This is a genomic window from Pseudomonas sp. AM8, assembly GCF_036346475.1.
Lineage (GTDB): Bacteria > Pseudomonadota > Gammaproteobacteria > Pseudomonadales > Pseudomonadaceae > Aquipseudomonas > Aquipseudomonas marginalis.
In genome coordinates, this window is record NZ_JAOTNX010000001.1 from 556,875 (window position 1) to 574,777 (window position 17,903).

General features: G+C 61.1%; 15 protein-coding genes. 13 read left to right on the forward strand and 2 right to left on the reverse strand.

Annotated elements, in window-relative coordinates; genetic code table 11:
- Positions 1 to 35: 35 nt before the first annotated feature.
- On the reverse strand, positions 36 to 2,144 hold the full coding sequence (locus V3W40_RS02805) for a molybdopterin oxidoreductase family protein (protein WP_330214402.1): 2,109 nt from the start codon (positions 2,142 to 2,144) through the stop codon (positions 36 to 38).
- A 431-nt stretch (positions 2,145 to 2,575) separates the two neighbouring features.
- Here V3W40_RS02805 and argF point away from each other — a divergent pair, with 431 nt between their 5' ends.
- Both argF and V3W40_RS02815 read left to right on the forward strand, forming a co-directional pair.
- Entirely contained in the window at positions 2,576 to 3,496 is a 921-nt protein-coding gene (gene argF, locus V3W40_RS02810; RefSeq protein ID WP_027604593.1) for an ornithine carbamoyltransferase, read from the forward strand.
- Positions 3,493 to 4,602, forward strand: coding sequence for an ABC transporter ATP-binding protein (locus tag V3W40_RS02815; RefSeq protein ID WP_065926527.1), 1,110 nt, complete (start codon positions 3,493 to 3,495; stop codon positions 4,600 to 4,602). Before argF ends, V3W40_RS02815 begins: the two co-directional genes overlap by 4 nt.
- A gap of 63 nt (positions 4,603 to 4,665) precedes the next feature.
- On the opposite strand, the gene ybaK is transcribed toward V3W40_RS02815, so the two are convergent.
- Entirely contained in the window at positions 4,666 to 5,136 is a 471-nt protein-coding gene (ybaK, locus tag V3W40_RS02820) for a Cys-tRNA(Pro) deacylase (RefSeq protein WP_065926528.1), read from the reverse strand.
- 325 nt (positions 5,137 to 5,461) lie between these two features.
- Here ybaK and V3W40_RS02825 point away from each other — a divergent pair, with 325 nt between their 5' ends.
- The 11 genes from V3W40_RS02825 to V3W40_RS02875 all read left to right on the forward strand — a co-directional run bounded on the left by V3W40_RS02825 (position 5,462) and on the right by V3W40_RS02875 (position 17,825).
- Positions 5,462 to 6,316 (forward strand): MIP/aquaporin family protein, encoded by an 855-nt coding sequence (locus tag V3W40_RS02825; RefSeq protein ID WP_074844064.1) that lies wholly within the window; start codon positions 5,462 to 5,464, stop codon positions 6,314 to 6,316.
- Positions 6,317 to 6,392: 76 nt separating this feature from the next.
- Positions 6,393 to 7,898, forward strand: a complete 1,506-nt coding sequence (gene glpK / locus V3W40_RS02830; RefSeq protein WP_065926529.1) for a glycerol kinase GlpK — start codon at positions 6,393 to 6,395, stop codon at positions 7,896 to 7,898.
- 95 nt (positions 7,899 to 7,993) lie between these two features.
- The gene (locus V3W40_RS02835; RefSeq protein ID WP_027604598.1) at positions 7,994 to 8,749 is read left to right on the forward strand and encodes a DeoR/GlpR family transcriptional regulator; all 756 of its coding nucleotides are present in this window, start codon (positions 7,994 to 7,996) and stop codon (positions 8,747 to 8,749) included.
- Positions 8,750 to 8,972: 223 nt separating this feature from the next.
- Positions 8,973 to 10,511, forward strand: coding sequence for a glycerol-3-phosphate dehydrogenase (gene glpD, locus V3W40_RS02840; RefSeq protein ID WP_027604599.1), 1,539 nt, complete (start codon positions 8,973 to 8,975; stop codon positions 10,509 to 10,511).
- A gap of 312 nt (positions 10,512 to 10,823) precedes the next feature.
- Positions 10,824 to 11,750: a glutamate/aspartate ABC transporter substrate-binding protein gene (locus tag V3W40_RS02845; protein ID WP_027604600.1), complete on the forward strand. Its 927-nt coding sequence runs from the start codon at positions 10,824 to 10,826 to the stop codon at positions 11,748 to 11,750.
- Between the two features lie 194 nt (positions 11,751 to 11,944).
- Positions 11,945 to 12,691, forward strand: coding sequence for an amino acid ABC transporter permease (locus tag V3W40_RS02850; protein WP_024073702.1), 747 nt, complete (start codon positions 11,945 to 11,947; stop codon positions 12,689 to 12,691).
- Positions 12,691 to 13,362, forward strand: a complete 672-nt coding sequence (locus V3W40_RS02855) for an amino acid ABC transporter permease (protein ID WP_027604601.1) — start codon at positions 12,691 to 12,693, stop codon at positions 13,360 to 13,362. Before V3W40_RS02850 ends, V3W40_RS02855 begins: the two co-directional genes overlap by 1 nt.
- Positions 13,359 to 14,093, forward strand: a complete 735-nt coding sequence (locus V3W40_RS02860; RefSeq protein WP_065926530.1) for an amino acid ABC transporter ATP-binding protein — start codon at positions 13,359 to 13,361, stop codon at positions 14,091 to 14,093. Before V3W40_RS02855 ends, V3W40_RS02860 begins: the two co-directional genes overlap by 4 nt.
- Positions 14,094 to 14,251: 158 nt before the next feature.
- Complete coding sequence (locus V3W40_RS02865; protein ID WP_065926531.1) at positions 14,252 to 16,153, forward strand: sensor histidine kinase; 1,902 nt, start codon at positions 14,252 to 14,254, stop codon at positions 16,151 to 16,153.
- Positions 16,150 to 17,487, forward strand: a complete 1,338-nt coding sequence (locus tag V3W40_RS02870) for a sigma-54-dependent transcriptional regulator (RefSeq protein ID WP_330214403.1) — start codon at positions 16,150 to 16,152, stop codon at positions 17,485 to 17,487. Before V3W40_RS02865 ends, V3W40_RS02870 begins: the two co-directional genes overlap by 4 nt.
- Complete coding sequence (locus tag V3W40_RS02875) at positions 17,487 to 17,825, forward strand: GlpM family protein (protein WP_065926533.1); 339 nt, start codon at positions 17,487 to 17,489, stop codon at positions 17,823 to 17,825. Before V3W40_RS02870 ends, V3W40_RS02875 begins: the two co-directional genes overlap by 1 nt.
- Positions 17,826 to 17,903: the final 78 nt, after the last annotated feature.

The window sequence follows — 17,903 nt, forward strand, 5'->3', positions numbered from 1 at the left end:
TGTAACGCAAAATTCCAACGCGGTGCTCGGGCTCCTTATGCGGCAGCGACTTGGACAGGTACGCCATTCAAGGCCGCATTGCCCGACAACTCATCCAATTGCCGCTCGTCGGTCAAGTCATTCGCGCTCGCCCCCGGTTGCTCGCTGGCGATGCTCATCTGCACCCCCGGACGGCCGTGACCCCAACCATGGGGCAGGCTGACCACGCCGGGCATCATGTCCAGGCTGGCGACCACCTCCACCTCGATCATGCCGATACGTGAACTGACGCGCACCCACTGCCCATCTGCCAACTGGCGACTGGCCAGGTCATCGGGATGCATATGCAACTGGTGCCGAGGCTTGCCCTTCACCAGCCGGTGATAGTTATGCATCCAGGAATTATTACTGCGCACATGGCGACGGCCGATCAGCAGCAACTCGTCAGCCACAGGCATCGGCTGCGCCGCAAAGCGCGCCAGATCCGCCAGAATCACTGCCGGTGCCGCCTGCACCTTGCCATCCACGGTTTTCAACCGCGCGGCGAGATTTGGCTTGAGCGGCCCCAGGTCCATGCCATGGGGATGGTCCGCCAGCTTCGCCACCGACAACTGATGGCTCGACGCATCACCATAAGCGCCGGCGCGCAGGCCGAAGTCGATCATTTGCGCAGGCGGCATGGTGGGCTTGAGCGCCATACCGGTGTGCACAGCGAATGCCGTGGCCAGGCCGACGAAGATCTCCCAGTCATGCAACGCCCCCTCAGGCTTGGGCAGGATCGCGCGATTGAAACGGGTGACATTGCGCACGGCGAACATGTTGAACGTGGTGTCGTAGTGGTCGTTTTCCAGCGCCGAAGTGGACGGCAGGATCAGATCGGCATAACGCGTGGTCTCGTTGATATAGAGGTCGATGCTGACCATGAACTCCAAGCCGTCCAGGGCCTGCTCCAACTGGCGGCCATTGGGGGTCGACAACACCGGGTTGCCCGCCACCGTCACCAGCGCGCGGACCTGTCCTTCGCCGCCGGTGAGCATTTCTTCGGCCAATACAGACACTGGCAACTCGCCGCCGTACTCCGGGCGCCCGGACACGCGACTCTGCCAGCGATTGAAATGCCCGCCACCGGTGGACGCGACCAAGTCCACTGCCGGACTGGTGCATAACGCACCGCCTTCGCGGTCGAGGTTGCCAGTGACCAGGTTGATCAACTGCACCAGCCAATGACACAGCGTACCGAACGCCTGGGTCGACACCCCCATGCGCCCGTAGCACACCGCTTTATCCGCAGCAGCGAAATCCCGTGCCAACTGGCGAATCTGCCCGGCGGGTACGGCACACTGGCGGCTCATGGCTTCGGCGGTAAAGCCGAGGATCGCACGGCGCACATCCTCAAGGCCCTCTACCGGCAAATGACTGTCACGCGTCAGGTTCTCGGTGAACAGTGTGTTGAGTACCCCGAACAGCAACGCCGCATCCCCGCCAGGCCGCACGAACAGATGCTGATCAGCGATCGCCGCCGTCTCACTGCGCCGAGGATCGACCACCACCACCTTGCCACCCCGGGCCTGGATAGCCTTGAGACGCTTCTCCACATCGGGCACGGTCATGATGCTGCCGTTGGAGGCCAGCGGGTTGCCGCCCAGGATCAGCATGAAGTCGGTGTGGTCGATGTCCGGAATCGGCAGCAACAGGCCGTGGCCGTACATGAGGTGGCTGGTGAGGTGATGGGGCAACTGGTCTACGGAGGTGGCAGAAAATCGGTTGCGCGTCTTGAGCTGGCCGAGGAAGTAGTTGCTGTGGGTCATCAGCCCATAGTTGTGCACGCTGGGGTTGCCCTGATACACCGCCACTGCATTCTGTCCATGCCGCGCCTGGATGCCCGCCAGCCGCTCGGCGACCAGGGCAAACGCCTCATCCCACGGGATTGGCTGCCATTCGCTGCCCACCCGCAACATGGGCTGGTGCAGGCGGTCAGGATCATTCTGTATGTCCTGCAATGCCACGGCCTTGGGGCAGATATGGCCGCGACTGAAGCTGTCCAGCGTGTCGCCCTTGATCGAGGTGATCGCCAGGCTGCCGTCTTCGGCTTGGGTGGTTTCCAGGGTCAGGCCACAAATGGCTTCACACAGGTGGCACGCACGGTGGTGGAGAGTCTTGGTCATGGCCAGTCTCTTTATTGGGCTTTGGCCTGACTATGGGCCGTGACCATGACAGGCACCAGCATCGTTCGCCCTGTGAATCGATAGCCATCAGGCCAGGCCATGAGCAAACATGAGCAAATGTTACAGAGCCTGTAACCCACGTCTAAAACCGACACAGCCCGGCCTGGGCCCGCCCCTGCACATTGCAAATGGTTGCGAGGCCAGTGTACAAATGACCTGCTGCTGTCTGGAAACCGTCTTCGAATGCGCTCTTGCGCCCTTCTTGAACACCCATAAAACCGTAGCCCTATTGGTAAGACGCGACATTTAATTATAAGATCGCGCCTTCCCCTATTTCGTCGCCCCGTGCGGCTTTCGCCGCAGGTCTCGCCCGTTGTCACAATAAACAAGGCTTTGAGTATCTGCGGTCTGTTGCAAAAAGGTAGTTAATGATGAGCGCAAGGCACTTTCTCTCCCTGATGGATTGCACGCCCGAAGAGCTGGTCAGCGTGATCCGTCGAGGCATTGAGCTTAAAGACCTGCGTAACCGCGGCGTACTGTTCGAGCCTTTGAAAAACCGCGTGCTCGGGATGATTTTCGAGAAGTCGTCGACCCGCACTCGCCTGTCGTTCGAAGCGGGCATGATCCAGCTGGGTGGCCAGGCCATCTTCCTGTCGCCGCGTGACACCCAACTGGGCCGTGGCGAGCCGATCAGCGACTGCGCGATCGTCATGTCGCGAATGCTCGATGCGGTGATGATCCGTACCTTCGCCCACAGCACCCTGACCGAATTCGCCGCCAACTCGCGCGTGCCGGTAATCAACGGCCTGTCCGATGACCTGCACCCATGCCAGTTGCTGGCCGACATGCAGACCTTCCTTGAGCACCGTGGCTCGATCCAGGGCAAGACCGTGGCCTGGATCGGTGACGGCAACAACATGTGCAACAGCTATATAGAAGCGGCGATTCAGTTCGACTTCCACCTGCGCATCGCCTGCCCGGAAGGCTTCGAACCGGCCGCCGAGTTCCTGGCCAAGGCCGATGGCCGTGTGCAGATCCTGCGCGATCCAAAGGATGCAGCGATCGGCGCCCACCTGGTCAGCACCGACGTCTGGACCTCCATGGGCCAGGAAGACGAAACCGCCAAGCGCCTGGCCCTGTTCGCGCCCTTCCAGGTGACCCGCGCCCTGCTCGACATGGCCGCGCCGGACGTGCTGTTCATGCACTGCCTGCCCGCCCACCGGGGTGAAGAAATCAGCCTCGACCTGCTCGATGACCCACGCTCCGTGGCCTGGGACCAGGCAGAGAACCGCCTGCACGCGCAAAAAGCCCTGCTCGAATTCCTCGTCGAACCGGCGTACCACCACGCATGAGCCAGCCATTACTGCTGAACTTGCGCAATCTGGCATGCGGCTACCAGGATCAACGGGTGGTGCAGAACCTCAATCTGCACCTCAACGCGGGCGATATCGGTTGCCTGCTGGGTTCTTCGGGCTGTGGCAAAACCACGACCTTGCGCGCGATTGCCGGTTTTGAGCCGGTGCACGAAGGCGAAATCAGCCTCGCGGGCGAAGTGATCTCCAGCGCCGGTTTTACCCTGGCGCCGGAGAAACGTCGTATCGGCATGGTGTTCCAGGACTACGCACTGTTTCCCCACCTCAGCGTGGCCGACAACATCGCCTTCGGCATTCGCAAACACCCGCAAAAAGACCGTGTGGTCGCCGAACTGCTGGAGCTGGTCAACCTCAAGAACCTGGGCAAGCGCTTCCCCCACGAACTGTCGGGTGGCCAGCAACAACGCGTCGCCCTCGCCCGCGCCCTGGCGCCGGAGCCACAACTGTTGCTGCTGGACGAACCGTTCTCCAACCTCGACGGCGAACTGCGGCGCAAGCTCAGCCACGAGGTACGCGACATCCTCAAGGCACGGGGCACCAGTGCGATCCTGGTCACCCATGACCAGGAAGAGGCGTTCGCTGTGAGTGATCACGTCGGAGTGTTCAAGGAAGGGCGCCTGGAGCAGTGGGATACCCCCTACAACCTCTATCACGAACCCCTGACGCCGTATGTCGCCAGCTTTATCGGCCAGGGTTATTTCATTCGTGGCCAGTTGAGTTCGCCCGAGTCCGTCCACACCGAACTGGGCGACCTGCGCGGAAACCGCGCCTACACCTGGCCTACGGGGGGTGCCGTGGACGTCTTGCTGCGCCCGGACGACATCGTCTACGCGCCGGACAGTGCCTTGAAAGCGCGGATCGTCGGCAAGACCTTCCTCGGCGCATCAACCCTGTACCGCCTACAACTGCCGACGGGTGCGCAGTTGGAGTCGATTTTCCCCAGCCATGCCGACCATCAGGTGGGCGCACAAGTGGGCATTCGCGTGGCCGCGGAGCATCTGGTGCTGTTCCAGGCCTCAGGCAGCGTCGCGGCGCAGGTTCCTCACGCCGAATCCGGCGTACGGCGCTACAGCCCGGCTGGCTGAGTCAATGATCAACGTGTGGGAGAGGCAAGCCCCCTCCCACATTGATTCTCCAGCATATCGGGATTACACCCGGCCAATTTCTGCGAATTTGGCCTGGGTATGTTCCGCCAGCACCGCGGCGGACAACTCCACTTCCAGCCCGCGCCTCCCCGCACTCACAAAAATTGTCGCGAACGGCTGCGCCGTTACATCGATAAATGTGCGCAGCCGCTTCTTCTGCCCCAGTGGGCTGATGCCTCCCAGCAGGTAACCGGTGGAACGCTGCGCCGCTGCCGGATCAGCCATTTCGACTTTTTTCACACCCGCCGCATGAGCCAGGGCCTTGAGGTCCAGACTTCCGACGACCGGCACCACAGCCACCAATAATTCGCCTTTTTCACTGCTGGCCAACAAGGTCTTGAACACCTGCGCCGGGTCGAGGCCCAATTTCTCTGCGGCCTCCAGGCCATAGGAGGCCGCCTTGGGGTCGTGTTCATAACTGTGGACGCGATGTTCGGCGCGAACTTTTTTCAACAAATCCAATGCGGGGGTCATGACCTCTCCGAGCGTGGCAAACAGACGGCCAATTCTAGGCCAAGCCCGCATAAAACGCTCTAGTCCGCCCTCCCCGTCCACAATACTTAACGTGGCGAGCGTGATCATTCATCAAACCAATAGTTGGAAAGTGACCGACAGTTCACTTTCGACCTTTGACAGCCGTCATTCTTGTCTATATTTTTTCGTTTCCGAATACTGTAGGAATACACCTGCAGCGTTCCAGCAGTAAGCCGTGTCTTGGATGGGGATCCTGTCACGGTGAAAATCGCGCAACCGTCCGTTGAGGCAGTGCGCCAGACAAGAACAACAATCGAGGTTTTCCATGACAACTGCTCTTCAACAGCCTTCACTTTCAAGCCAATGCATGGCCGAGTTCCTGGGGACTGCGCTGCTGATCTTCTTCGGTACAGGCTGCGTTGCTGCGCTCAAGGTCGCGGGTGCCAGCTTCGGGTTGTGGGAAATCAGCATCATCTGGGGGATCGGCGTCAGCATGGCGATCTACCTGAGCGCCGGTATTTCCGGGGCCCACCTCAACCCGGCGGTCAGTATCGCCCTGTGTATTTTTGCCGACTTCGACAAGCGCAAACTGCCGTTCTACATCCTGGCCCAAATCGCCGGTGCCTTCTGCTCGGCGGCGCTGGTGTACACGCTCTATAGCAATCTCTTTTTCGATTACGAACAAACCCACCATCTGGTACGCGGCACCCAGGCCAGCCTGGAATTGGCCTCGGTGTTCTCCACCTACCCCCATGCACTGCTGAGCACGGCGCAGGCCTTCCTGGTGGAAATGATCATTACCGCGATCCTGATGGGCGTGATCATGGCCCTCACCGATGACAACAACGGCCTGCCGCGCGGCCCGCTGGCGCCACTGTTGATCGGCCTGCTGATTGCGGTCATCGGCAGTGCCATGGGCCCGCTGACCGGCTTTGCGATGAACCCGGCGCGGGATTTCGGGCCCAAGCTGATGACCTTTTTCGCTGGCTGGGGTGAAATGGCCTTTACTGGCGGCCGCGATATTCCTTACTTCCTGGTTCCGATTTTCGCGCCGATTGTCGGCGCATGCCTCGGTGCTGCGGCCTATCGCGGGCTGATTGCCCGCCACTTGCCGAGCGCCGCACCTGCTATAGCGGAAACAACTGACACGGCTGTCAACGGCAAGACTCGTATTTCCTGAAAGCGCCAGCCTGGTCCCCTGCCCTATGCGGCCCCGGCTGATTTCTGACTTCCTTATTTCGTCCAAGGCAATTGACATGACCGACATCGAGAATAAGAACTACATCATTGCCCTTGATCAGGGCACCACCAGTTCCCGGGCAATCATCTTCGATCGCGACGCCAACGTGGTCTGCACCGCCCAACGTGAATTCACCCAGCACTACCCGCAAGCCGGCTGGGTCGAACATGACCCGATGGAAATCTTCGCCACCCAGAGCGCGGTGATGGTCGAGGCCCTGGCACAGGCCGGCCTGCACCATGACCAGGTCGCCGCCATCGGCATCACCAACCAGCGTGAAACCACCGTGGTCTGGGATAAGGTCACCGGCCGCCCGATCTACAACGCCATCGTCTGGCAGTGCCGCCGCAGCACCGAAATCTGCCAGCAGCTCAAGCGCGACGGCCACGAGCAATACATTAACGACACCACCGGCCTGGTCACCGACCCGTACTTCTCCGGCACCAAGCTCAAGTGGATCCTCGATAACGTCGAAGGCAGCCGCGAGCGTGCGCGCAACGGCGAGTTGCTGTTCGGCACTATCGACAGCTGGCTGATCTGGAAATTTACCGGCGGCAAAACCCACGTCACCGACTACACCAACGCCTCGCGCACCATGCTCTTCAACATCCACACCCTGGAGTGGGATGCGAAGATGCTGGAGATCCTCGACGTTCCGCGGGAAATGCTGCCGGAAGTGAAGTCTTCCTCCGAGATCTACGGCCGCACCAAAAGCGGCATCGCCATCGGCGGTATCGCCGGTGACCAGCAAGCGGCACTGTTCGGCCAGATGTGCGTTGAGGCCGGCCAGGCCAAGAACACCTACGGCACCGGCTGCTTCCTGCTGATGAATACCGGCGACAAAGCGGTCAAGTCCAAGCACGGCATGCTCACCACCATCGCCTGCGGCCCCCGTGGCGAAGTGGCCTATGCGCTGGAAGGCGCGGTGTTCAACGGTGGCTCCACCGTGCAATGGCTGCGTGACGAGCTGAAAATCATCGCCGATGCCACTGACACCGAATACTTCGCCGGCAAGGTCAAGGACAGCAATGGCGTGTACCTGGTCCCGGCCTTCACCGGCCTGGGCGCCCCCTACTGGGACCCGTATGCCCGTGGCGCACTGTTTGGCCTGACCCGCGGCGTACGCGTGGATCACATTATTCGTGCCGCCCTGGAGTCGATTGCCTACCAGACCCGCGACGTGCTCGACGCCATGCAACAGGACTCGGGCGAACGCCTCAAGGCCCTGCGTGTGGACGGCGGTGCGGTGGCCAACAACTTCCTGATGCAATTCCAGGCCGATATCCTCGGCACCCAGGTCGAGCGCCCGCAAATGCGCGAAACCACTGCACTCGGCGCCGCCTACCTGGCCGGTCTGGCCTGCGGCTTCTGGGGCAGCCTCGACGAGCTGCGCGGCAAGGCCGTGATCGAGCGCGAATTCGAACCGCAGCTGGAAGAAGCCGCCAAGGAGAAACTCTACGCCGGCTGGCAAAAAGCGGTGAGCCGCACCCGCGACTGGGAACCCCACGAAGGCGCCGAATAAGCCATGCGCCGGCCCCATATCGGGTTGTAACTGGCAGGGAGCAGATTCCTGCGTCATCATGGGCCACTTTTGTATGGCAGCCCAAAGGACGCCCCATGAATCTGCCTCCCCGCCAGCAGCAAATCCTCGAACTGGTCCGCGAACGCGGCTACGTCAGTATCGAGGAAATGGCGCAGCTATTCGTTGTCACCCCGCAAACCATCCGCCGCGACATCAACCAGCTGGCGGACGCCAATCTGCTGCGCCGCTACCACGGCGGCGCGGCCTATGACTCGAGTGTCGAGAACACCGCGTACGCCATGCGTGCCGACCAGATGCGCGATGAGAAACAACGCATCGGCGAAGCCATCGCGGCACAAATTCCCGATCACGCCTCGTTGTTCATCAATATCGGCACCACCACGGAATCCATTGCCCGTGCGCTGCTCAACCACAACCACCTGAAAATCATCACCAACAACCTCAACGTCGCCACCATGCTCAGCGCCAAGGACGACTTCGATGTATTGCTGACGGGCGGTAATGTGCGCCGTGACGGCGGCGTGGTGGGCCAGGCCAGTGTCGACTTTATCAACCAGTTCAAGGTCGACTTCGCGCTGGTGGGTATCAGCGGTATCGACGAGGACGGCAGCCTGCTGGACTTCGACTACCAGGAAGTCCGGGTTTCCCAGGCGATCATCGCCAATGCACGCCAGGTGATCCTGGCGGCGGACTCCAGCAAATTCGGGCGCAATGCCATGATTCGACTGGGGCCGATCAGCCTGGTGGACTGCCTGGTGACGGATCAGGAGCCGGTGCCAGCCTTGGTGCAGTTGTTGAACCAGCACAAGGTTCGCCTGGAAGTCGTATAGCGTCTGCACTGAAGCCATCGGGGCAAGCCCCCGATGGCGATTTATCCAGCGCCTTTTTCTCGAGCCTTGCCCAGGCTTATGTTCACAAATTTTCCTTTTCCCGCCCTTCGATGAGTTTTTTCAATCGAAGTCGGCTGGCTGTGCCCACGTTTATCAGCTACCATTTTCGCAAATGAACATTAATGTTCGAATTCCAATACGAAAAAGCTCCCGAGGCCAGTCGATGAACCCTTCTACCTTGCCTGCTCCACCGCTTGCCGAAGTCTATGACGTTGCCGTAATCGGTGGCGGGATCAACGGCGTCGGCATTGCAGCAGACGCAGCCGGTCGCGGTTTGTCGGTATTCCTTTGCGAAAAGGACGACCTGGCCAGCCACACCTCCTCCGCCAGCAGCAAACTGATCCACGGCGGCCTGCGCTACCTCGAACATTACGAATTCCGCCTGGTACGCGAAGCCCTGGCTGAACGTGAAGTGCTGCTGGCCAAGGCCCCGCACATCGTCAAGCAGATGCGCTTCGTCCTGCCACACCGCCCCCACCTGCGCCCGGCGTGGATGATCCGTGCCGGCCTGTTCCTCTATGACCACCTGGGCAAGCGCGAGAAACTCGCCGGCTCCAAGAGCCTCAAGTTCGGCCCTGACAGCCCGCTGAAAAGCGAAATCACCAAAGGCTTCGAATACTCCGACTGCTGGGTCGACGACGCCCGCCTGGTCGTCCTCAACGCCATGGCGGCCCGTGAAAAGGGTGCGCACATCCATACCCAGACCCGCTGCATCAGTGCCCATCGCAGCAATGGCATGTGGGACATGAACATGGAACGCGCCGATGGCAGCCTGTTCTCGATCCGTGCCCGCGCCCTGGTGAACGCCGCCGGCCCGTGGGTCGCCAAGTTCATCAAGGACGACCTGAAGCTGGACTCGCCCTACGGTATCCGCCTGATCCAGGGCAGCCACCTGATCGTGCCGAAGCTGTATGAAGGCGCCCACGCGCACATCCTACAGAACGAAGACCAGCGCATCGTCTTCACCATTCCGTACCTGAACCACCTGACCATCATCGGCACCACCGACCGCGAATACACCGGCGACCCGGCGAAAGTGGCGATCACCGAAGGTGAAACCGACTACATGCTCAAGGTGGTCAACGCGCACTTCAAGAAACAGCTGAGCCGCGACGACATCGTCCACACCTACTCGGGTGTGCGCCCACTGTGCAACGACGAGTCGGACAACCCGTCGGCCATCACCCGTGACTACACCCTGTCGCTGTCCGGTGGTACGGGCGAGGCGCCGATCCTGTCGGTGTTCGGCGGCAAGCTGACCACCTACCGCAAGCTCGCCGAATCGGCGATGGCGCAACTGGCCCCGTACTTCACGCAGATGCGTCCCAGCTGGACCGCCACCGCCAGCCTGCCCGGCGGCGAGGACATGACCACCCCAGAAGCCCTGGCCGAGGCCATTGGCAGCAAGTTCGACTGGTTGCCGAGCGAGATCGCGCGCCGCTGGTCCACCACCTATGGCAGCCGCACCTGGCGCCTGCTCGAAGGCGTGCAGTCGCTGGCTGACCTGGGTGAACATTTGGGCGGCGGCCTCTACACCCGCGAGGTCGATTACCTGTGTGCCGAGGAATGGGTAACCCAGCCCCAGGACGTGCTATGGCGCCGGACCAAACTCGGCCTGTTCACCACCCCACAGGAACAGGATAACGTGCAACGCTACCTGTCCAAGGTTGAGCAGACCCGCAGCAAGATCGAAGCGGCCTGACAGGCCCATCGCACAAAAGCCCCTGCGCCGTAAGGCCCAGGGGCTTTTTTATAGCGCCTGGCATTCGGTTTTCCGAACGCCACAGGCAAGCCTATTCGGTTTACCGGATCAAACGGTTACATATTTGTCGTCATACAAAATTAATCATCATATAAATCAACTTGTTAAGCTTTTATTTTCGGTCTGGCACGACTCATGCTCTACACTCCCAGACGATTGCCTGGGACGCTTCAGGAGCCGTCACGGGCATTCGCTGTACAAGAGAGCCGTCTAGCCGGCTTCATAAAAAAAACAAATGTCGAGGAAGTATTGATGCGCATCGTTCCCCATATCCTGGGCGCAGCTATCGCTGCTGCTCTGATCAGCACTCCAGTCTTTGCCGCCGAACTCACCGGCACACTGAAGAAAATCAACGACTCCGGCACCATCACCCTCGGGCACCGCGACAGCTCCATTCCGTTTTCCTACATTGCGGATGGTTCGGGCAAACCTGTGGGCTACTCCCACGACATTCAGCTGGCCATCGTCGAAGCCCTGAAAAAAGACCTGAACAAACCCGATCTGCAGGCCAAGTACAACCTGGTCACCTCGCAGACCCGTATTCCGCTGGTTCAGAACGGCACCGTCGACATCGAGTGCGGTTCCACCACCAACAACGCCGAACGCGCCCAGCAAGTCGCCTTCACCACCAACATCTTCGAAATCGGCACTCGCCTGCTGGTCAAGAAAGACAAGGAAGGCAAGCCTAGCTACGCCGACTTCGCCGACCTGAAAGGCAAGAACGTCGTGACCACCGCCGGCACCACGTCCGAGCGCATCATCAAGGCGATGAACGCTGACAAGCAGATGGGCATGAACGTCATCTCCGCCAAAGACCATGGCGAGTCCTTCCAGATGCTGGAAAGCGGCCGTGCCGTAGCCTTCATGATGGACGACGCCCTGCTGGCCGGTGAAGAAGCCAAGGCCAAGAAGCCGGATGACTGGGTCATCACCGGTACTCCACAGTCCTTCGAAGCCTACGCGTGCATGGTTCGCAAAGAAGACCCTGCCTTCAAGAAAGCGGTGGATGACGCCATCGTTGGCCTGTACAAGTCCGGCGAAATCAACAAGATCTACGCCAAGTGGTTCGAAAGCCCGATCCCACCAAAAAACCTGAACCTGAACTTCCCAATGAGCGACAAGGTTAAGGAACTGATCAAGAACCCGACCGACAAGCCGGCGCCTGAAGTAAAAATCTGATTCCTGACTAACCTTATCGCCTGAGGGAGCCAACCCTCCCTCAGGCGTCTGTTACTACCTGCTGGCTATACTTTGGAACACTCGACCGGGCGGTTTTCGAGCCGATCGCGTGTGCCTGGCGTTCATCGCCAGGCGGGAATGGACTTTCCCCAAGCGGGTGCTTGTACATCGATCGATCTCGAGGGGAGACCCTAATGAATTACAACTGGGACTGGGGCGTGTTCTTCAAGTCCACCGGCGTGGGCAGCGAGACTTATCTCGACTGGTACATCGCCGGCCTGGGCTGGACCATCGCCATCGCTGTCGTGGCATGGATTATCGCCTTGCTGCTGGGCTCCATTCTGGGGGTCATGCGCACTGTGCCAAACCGCCTCGTATCGGGCATCGCGACCTGCTACGTGGAACTGTTTCGTAACGTGCCGCTGCTGGTGCAGCTGTTCATCTGGTACTTCCTGATACCCGACCTGCTGCCGCAGAACCTGCAGGACTGGTACAAACAGGACCTCAACCCGACCACCTCGGCCTACCTGAGCGTTGTCGTGTGCCTGGGCCTGTTCACCGCTGCCCGTGTGTGCGAGCAAGTGCGTACCGGTATCCAGGCGCTGCCACGGGGCCAAGAGGCCGCTGCACGTGCCATGGGCTTCAAGTTGCCGCAGATCTACTGGAACGTGCTGCTGCCCCAGGCCTACCGGATCATCATTCCGCCGCTTACCTCGGAATTCCTCAACGTCTTCAAGAACTCCTCCGTGGCGTCCTTGATCGGCCTGATGGAACTGCTGGCGCAAACCAAACAGACCGCCGAGTTCTCGGCCAACCTGTTTGAAGCCTTCACCCTGGCCACGCTGATCTACTTCACCCTGAACATGAGCCTGATGCTGCTGATGCGCGTGGTCGAGAAGAAAGTCGCAGTGCCCGGCCTGATCTCCGTGGGGGGTAAATAATGGAACTCGATTTCAGCGGCATCATCCCCGCCATCCCGGGCCTGTGGAACGGCATGGTCATGACCTTGAAGCTGATGGTCATGGGCGTGATCGGCGGTATCGCGCTGGGTACGATCCTGGCACTGATGCGCCTGTCGTCCAGCAAACTGCTGTCCCGGGTGGCCGGCGCCTATGTGAACTACTTCCGCTCGATCCCGCTGCTGCTGGTGATCACCTGGTTCTACCTGGCGGTGCCGTTCGTGTTGCGCTGGATCACCGGCGAAGACACGCCGATCGGTGCGTTCACCTCCTGCGTCGTGGCGTTCATGATGTTCGAAGCCGCGTACTTCTGTGAGATCGTGCGGGCCGGCGTGCAGTCGATCCCCAAGGGCCAGATGGCGGCGGCACAAGCGATGGGCATGACCTATGGCCAGACCATGCGCCTGATCATCCTGCCCCAGGCGTTCCGCAAGATGACCCCGTTGCTGCTGCAACAGTCGATCATCCTGTTCCAGGACACCTCGCTGGTCTACACCGTGGGCCTGGTGGACTTCCTCAACTCCGCCCGCTCCAACGGCGACATCATCGGGCGCTCCAATGAGTTCCTGATCTTCGCCGGTGTCGTCTACTTCATCATCAGCTTTTCCGCCTCGCTGCTGGTCAAGCGTCTGCAAAAAAGGTTTGCCGTATGATCTCTATCAAGAACATCAACAAGTGGTATGGCGACTTCCAGGTGCTGACCGATTGCAGCACCGAGGTTAAAAAAGGCGAAGTGATCGTGGTGTGCGGGCCATCGGGCTCGGGCAAGTCCACCCTGATCAAGTGCGTCAACGCGCTGGAACCGTTCCAGAAAGGTGACGTGATCGTCGACGGCACCTCCATCGCCGACCCGAAGACCAACCTGCCGAAACTGCGTTCGCGCGTGGGCATGGTGTTCCAGCACTTCGAGCTGTTCCCGCACCTGACCATCACCGAAAACCTGACCATCGCACAGATCAAGGTGCTCGGCCGCAGCAAGGAAGAAGCCACCAAGAAAGGCCTGCAACTGCTTGAGCGCGTCGGCCTGTCGGCGCACGCCCACAAGCACCCGGGCCAGCTTTCCGGTGGCCAGCAGCAACGTGTGGCGATTGCCCGCGCCCTGGCCATGGACCCGATCGTCATGCTGTTCGACGAACCGACCTCGGCCCTCGACCCGGAAATGGTCAACGAAGTACTGGACGTGATGGTGCAACTGGCCCAGGAAGGCATGACCATGATGTGTGTCACCCACGAAATGGGCTTTGCCCGCAAAGTGGCCGACCGCGTGATCTTCATGGACGCCGGCAAGATCATCGAAGACTGCCCGAAGGAAGAGTTCTTCGGCGACATCAGCGCCCGCTCCGAGCGCGCGCAGCACTTCCTTGAGAAAATCCTGCAGCACTAAAAACAGCCTCACTCCCACCCTGTAGGAGCGAGCTTGCTCGCGAAGAACCCAAGAGCACCGCGGACATCCAGGATGCACGCGTCATCGTTGACGTTTTTCGCGAGCAAGCTCGCTCCTACAGTTGGCCGGAGGGCGGTAGCTGACCCAAGGCATCTGTGATGAAATGCGACCCCAACCTCTATCGCGCCGCACCGCCATCACTTGCCGTGAAACCTCGTCTGATTCGCCAACTGTTCCTGCCGCCGTTGATCATCGCCCTGATGATCGGCCTGGGTTATATCGGCTTCTGGATCAGTGAGTACTACGGCATCCGCACCCTCAGCGACAACGGCGAACGCCAGCTGGAGCTGCATGCCCGCACTGTCGAAAGTGAAATCAGCAAATACACCTACCTGCCCAGCCTGCTGGAGCTGGAGTCGAGCGTCTCCAAGCTGCTGGCCGAGCCGAACCAGGAAACCCGCAAAACGGTCAACGACTACCTCGAAGGCCTGAACCGACGCAGTCGCAGTCGGGCCATCTACGTGATGGACACCACCGGCCGTGTGCTGGCCACCAGTAACTGGCGCGATGCCGACAGTTACCAGGGTGAAGACCTGTCCTTTCGCGCCTATTTCCAGAATGCCGTGCGCGGCCAGCCCGGGCGTTTCTACGGCATCGGCAGCACCAACGGCGAACCCGGCTACTACCTGGCCCATGGCCTGGAGGAACACGGCAAGATCATCGGCGTGGCGGTGGTCAAAGTGCGCCTCGAAGCCCTGGAAGAGCGCTGGCAACGCGCGCGCCTCGAAGCCTTTGTGAGCGACGAGAACGGCATCATCATTCTCTCCAGCGACCCGGCTCGACGCCTCAAGGCGGTGCGACCGCTGAGCGACGAGACCAAGGATCGCCTGGCCCACAGCCTGCAATATTACTGGGCCACGCTCAACGAACTGGAACCCCTGGCCCGTGAGCGCTTGAATGAACGCAGCGAGAAGCTGACTTTCCCGGCCAACACTGAAGTGGTCAACGACGAGCACGAAGTCAGCTACCTGGCGCAAACCCGCCCACTCAATGACACACCGTGGAATTTCACCCTGCTCACCCCGCTCAACGACCTGCGTCGCGCGGCGATCAACCAGGGCATCCTGGTGGCTGTCGCGTTTGGCCTCGTCGCGTTTTTGCTGATTGCCTGGAACGAGCGGCGCAAAGTCATCGCCACCCGCCTCGCGGCGCGGGAAGCCTTGCAGGAAGCCAACAGCCAGCTGGAACGGCGGATCGCCGAACGCACCGCCGACCTGCGCGCCAGCAACGAGCGGCTCAAGGGCCAGATCCGCGAACGGCGCCAGGCCGAAGAAACCCTGCGCCGCGCCCAGGATGAACTGGTACAGGCCGGCAAGCTGGCGGCCATCGGCCAGATGTCCACCAGCATCGCCCATGAACTGAACCAGCCGTTGGCCGCGCTGCGCACCTTGTCCGGCAACACCGTGCGCTTCCTCGAACGCGGCGCGCTGGACACCGCCAGCGCCAACCTCAAGACCATCAACGAACTGATCGACCGCATGGGCCGTATCACCGCCAGCCTGCGCTCCTTTGCCCGACGCGGCGATGACCAGGGCGAAGCCAGCCTGGCCAAGGCGGTGGACGCCGCGTTCCAGGTCCTGGGCCCACGCCTGGACAGCCTGCCGCTGAGCCTGCACCGCGACTTTGCCCCGGCCCAATTGCAGATCGACCAGACCCGCCTGGAACAGATCCTGGTCAACCTGATCGGCAACGCCCTCGACGCCATGCAGGCACAACCGGCTCCCGAGTTGTGGCTGGAAGGCAGCGCCGCCGAGGGCAAATACCGCCTGCTGGTGCGCGACAACGGCCACGGCATCGACGCCGAGGCGCGCAAGCATCTGTTCGAACCCTTCTTCACCACCAAACCCGGCGAGCAAGGCCTGGGCCTGGGCCTGACCCTCTCCGCCAGCCTCGCGGCAGCCACCGGCGGCACCCTCGCCGTGGAGCACCCGGCCGGCGGTGGCACTGCCTTTGTCCTGAGCCTGCCGCTGGTGGGCGCTCAACAAGCTGAGTCGACATGAATATTGATCCTCAAGACCTCACCGTGCTGATCGTCGAAGACGACCCCCATGTGCTGCTCGGCTGCCAACAGGCGCTGGCGCTGGAAGATATCCCAAGCGTGGGCTTGGGCAGTGCCGAGGAGGCATTGAAACGTATCGGCGAGAACTTCGCCGGCATTGTGATCAGCGACATTCGCCTGCCGGGCATTGACGGCCTGGAACTGCTCACCCGTCTCAAGGCCCTGGATAAAAGCCTGCCGGTGGTGCTGATCACCGGGCATGGCGACATCTCCATGGCGGTCGGCGCCATGCGCAATGGCGCCTACGACTTCATGGAGAAACCCTTCTCCCCCGAGCGCCTGGTCGACGTCGCCCGCCGCGCCCTGGAACAACGCGGGCTGGCGCGGGAAGTCTGGTCGCTGCGCCGCCAGTTGGCTGAGCGGGATTCGCTGGAAGGCCGCATCATCGGTCGCTCGCCGGCCATGCAGAACCTGCGCGAGCTGATCGCCAACGTCGCCGACACCTCGGCCAACGTGCTGATCGAAGGCGAGACCGGTACCGGCAAGGAGCTGGTCGCGCGTTGCCTGCATGATTTCAGCCGCCGGCATGCCCACCAGTTCGTCGCCCTCAACTGCGGCGGCCTGCCGGAGAACCTGTTCGAAAGCGAGATTTTCGGCCACGAAGCCAACGCCTTTACCGGCGCCGGCAAGCGCCGTATCGGCAAGATCGAACACGCCCATGAAGGCACGCTGTTCCTCGATGAAGTGGAAAGCATGCCGATCAACCTGCAGATCAAATTGCTGCGAGTGCTGCAGGAGCGCACCCTGGAACGCCTGGGCTCGAACCAGAGCGTGGCCGTGGATTGCCGGGTGATCGCCGCCACCAAGTCCGACCTCGACGAACTGAGCCGCGCCAGCCAGTTCCGCAGCGACCTGTACTACCGCCTCAACGTGGTGACCCTGGAACTGCCGCCCCTGCGCGAACGCCGCGAAGACATCCTGCAGCTGTTCGAACATTTCCTGCAGCAGTCGTCGCTGCGTTTTGACCGCACCGCGCCGGAACTGGACAACCAGACCCTCTCCAGCCTGATGAGCCACGACTGGCCCGGTAACGTACGCGAACTGCGCAACGTCGCCGAACGCTTCGCCCTCGGCCTGCCCGCCTTCAAGAAAAGCGGGGCCAGCAGCGGCAGCCAAGGCCTGGCGTTCACCGAAGCGGTGGAAGCCTTTGAACGCAACCTGCTCAGCGATGCCCTGCAACGCAGCGGCGGCAACCTGACCCAGGCCAGCCAGGAACTGGGCATGGCCAAGACCACCTTGTTCGACAAGGTCAAGAAATACGGGTTGAGCCACTGATGGATCTTTTTTTGAAAGCCGCCCTGGGCGCGGCGGTGGTGCTGATCCTGGCGGCGCTGGCCAAGACCAGGAACTACTACATCGCCGGGCTGGTGCCGCTGTTTCCGACCTTTGCGTTGATCGCCCATTACATCGTCGGCAAGGGCCGTTCGCTGGACGATTTGAAGACCACCATCCTGTTCGGGATGTGGTCGATCATTCCCTACTTTGTGTATTTGGCGACGTTGTATGTGATGGTGGACCGCATGCGGCTGGAGGCCTCTTTAGCCGTCGCAGCGGTAGCGTGGCTGATGGCAGCGACGATCCTGGTGAGTATCTGGGTACGCTTCCATACCTGACCCGACTCGGTCAAAAAATGTGGGAGGGGGCTTGCCCTAATGCCAGTCATTTAAGGCTTTTTGTAGGAGCGAGCTTGC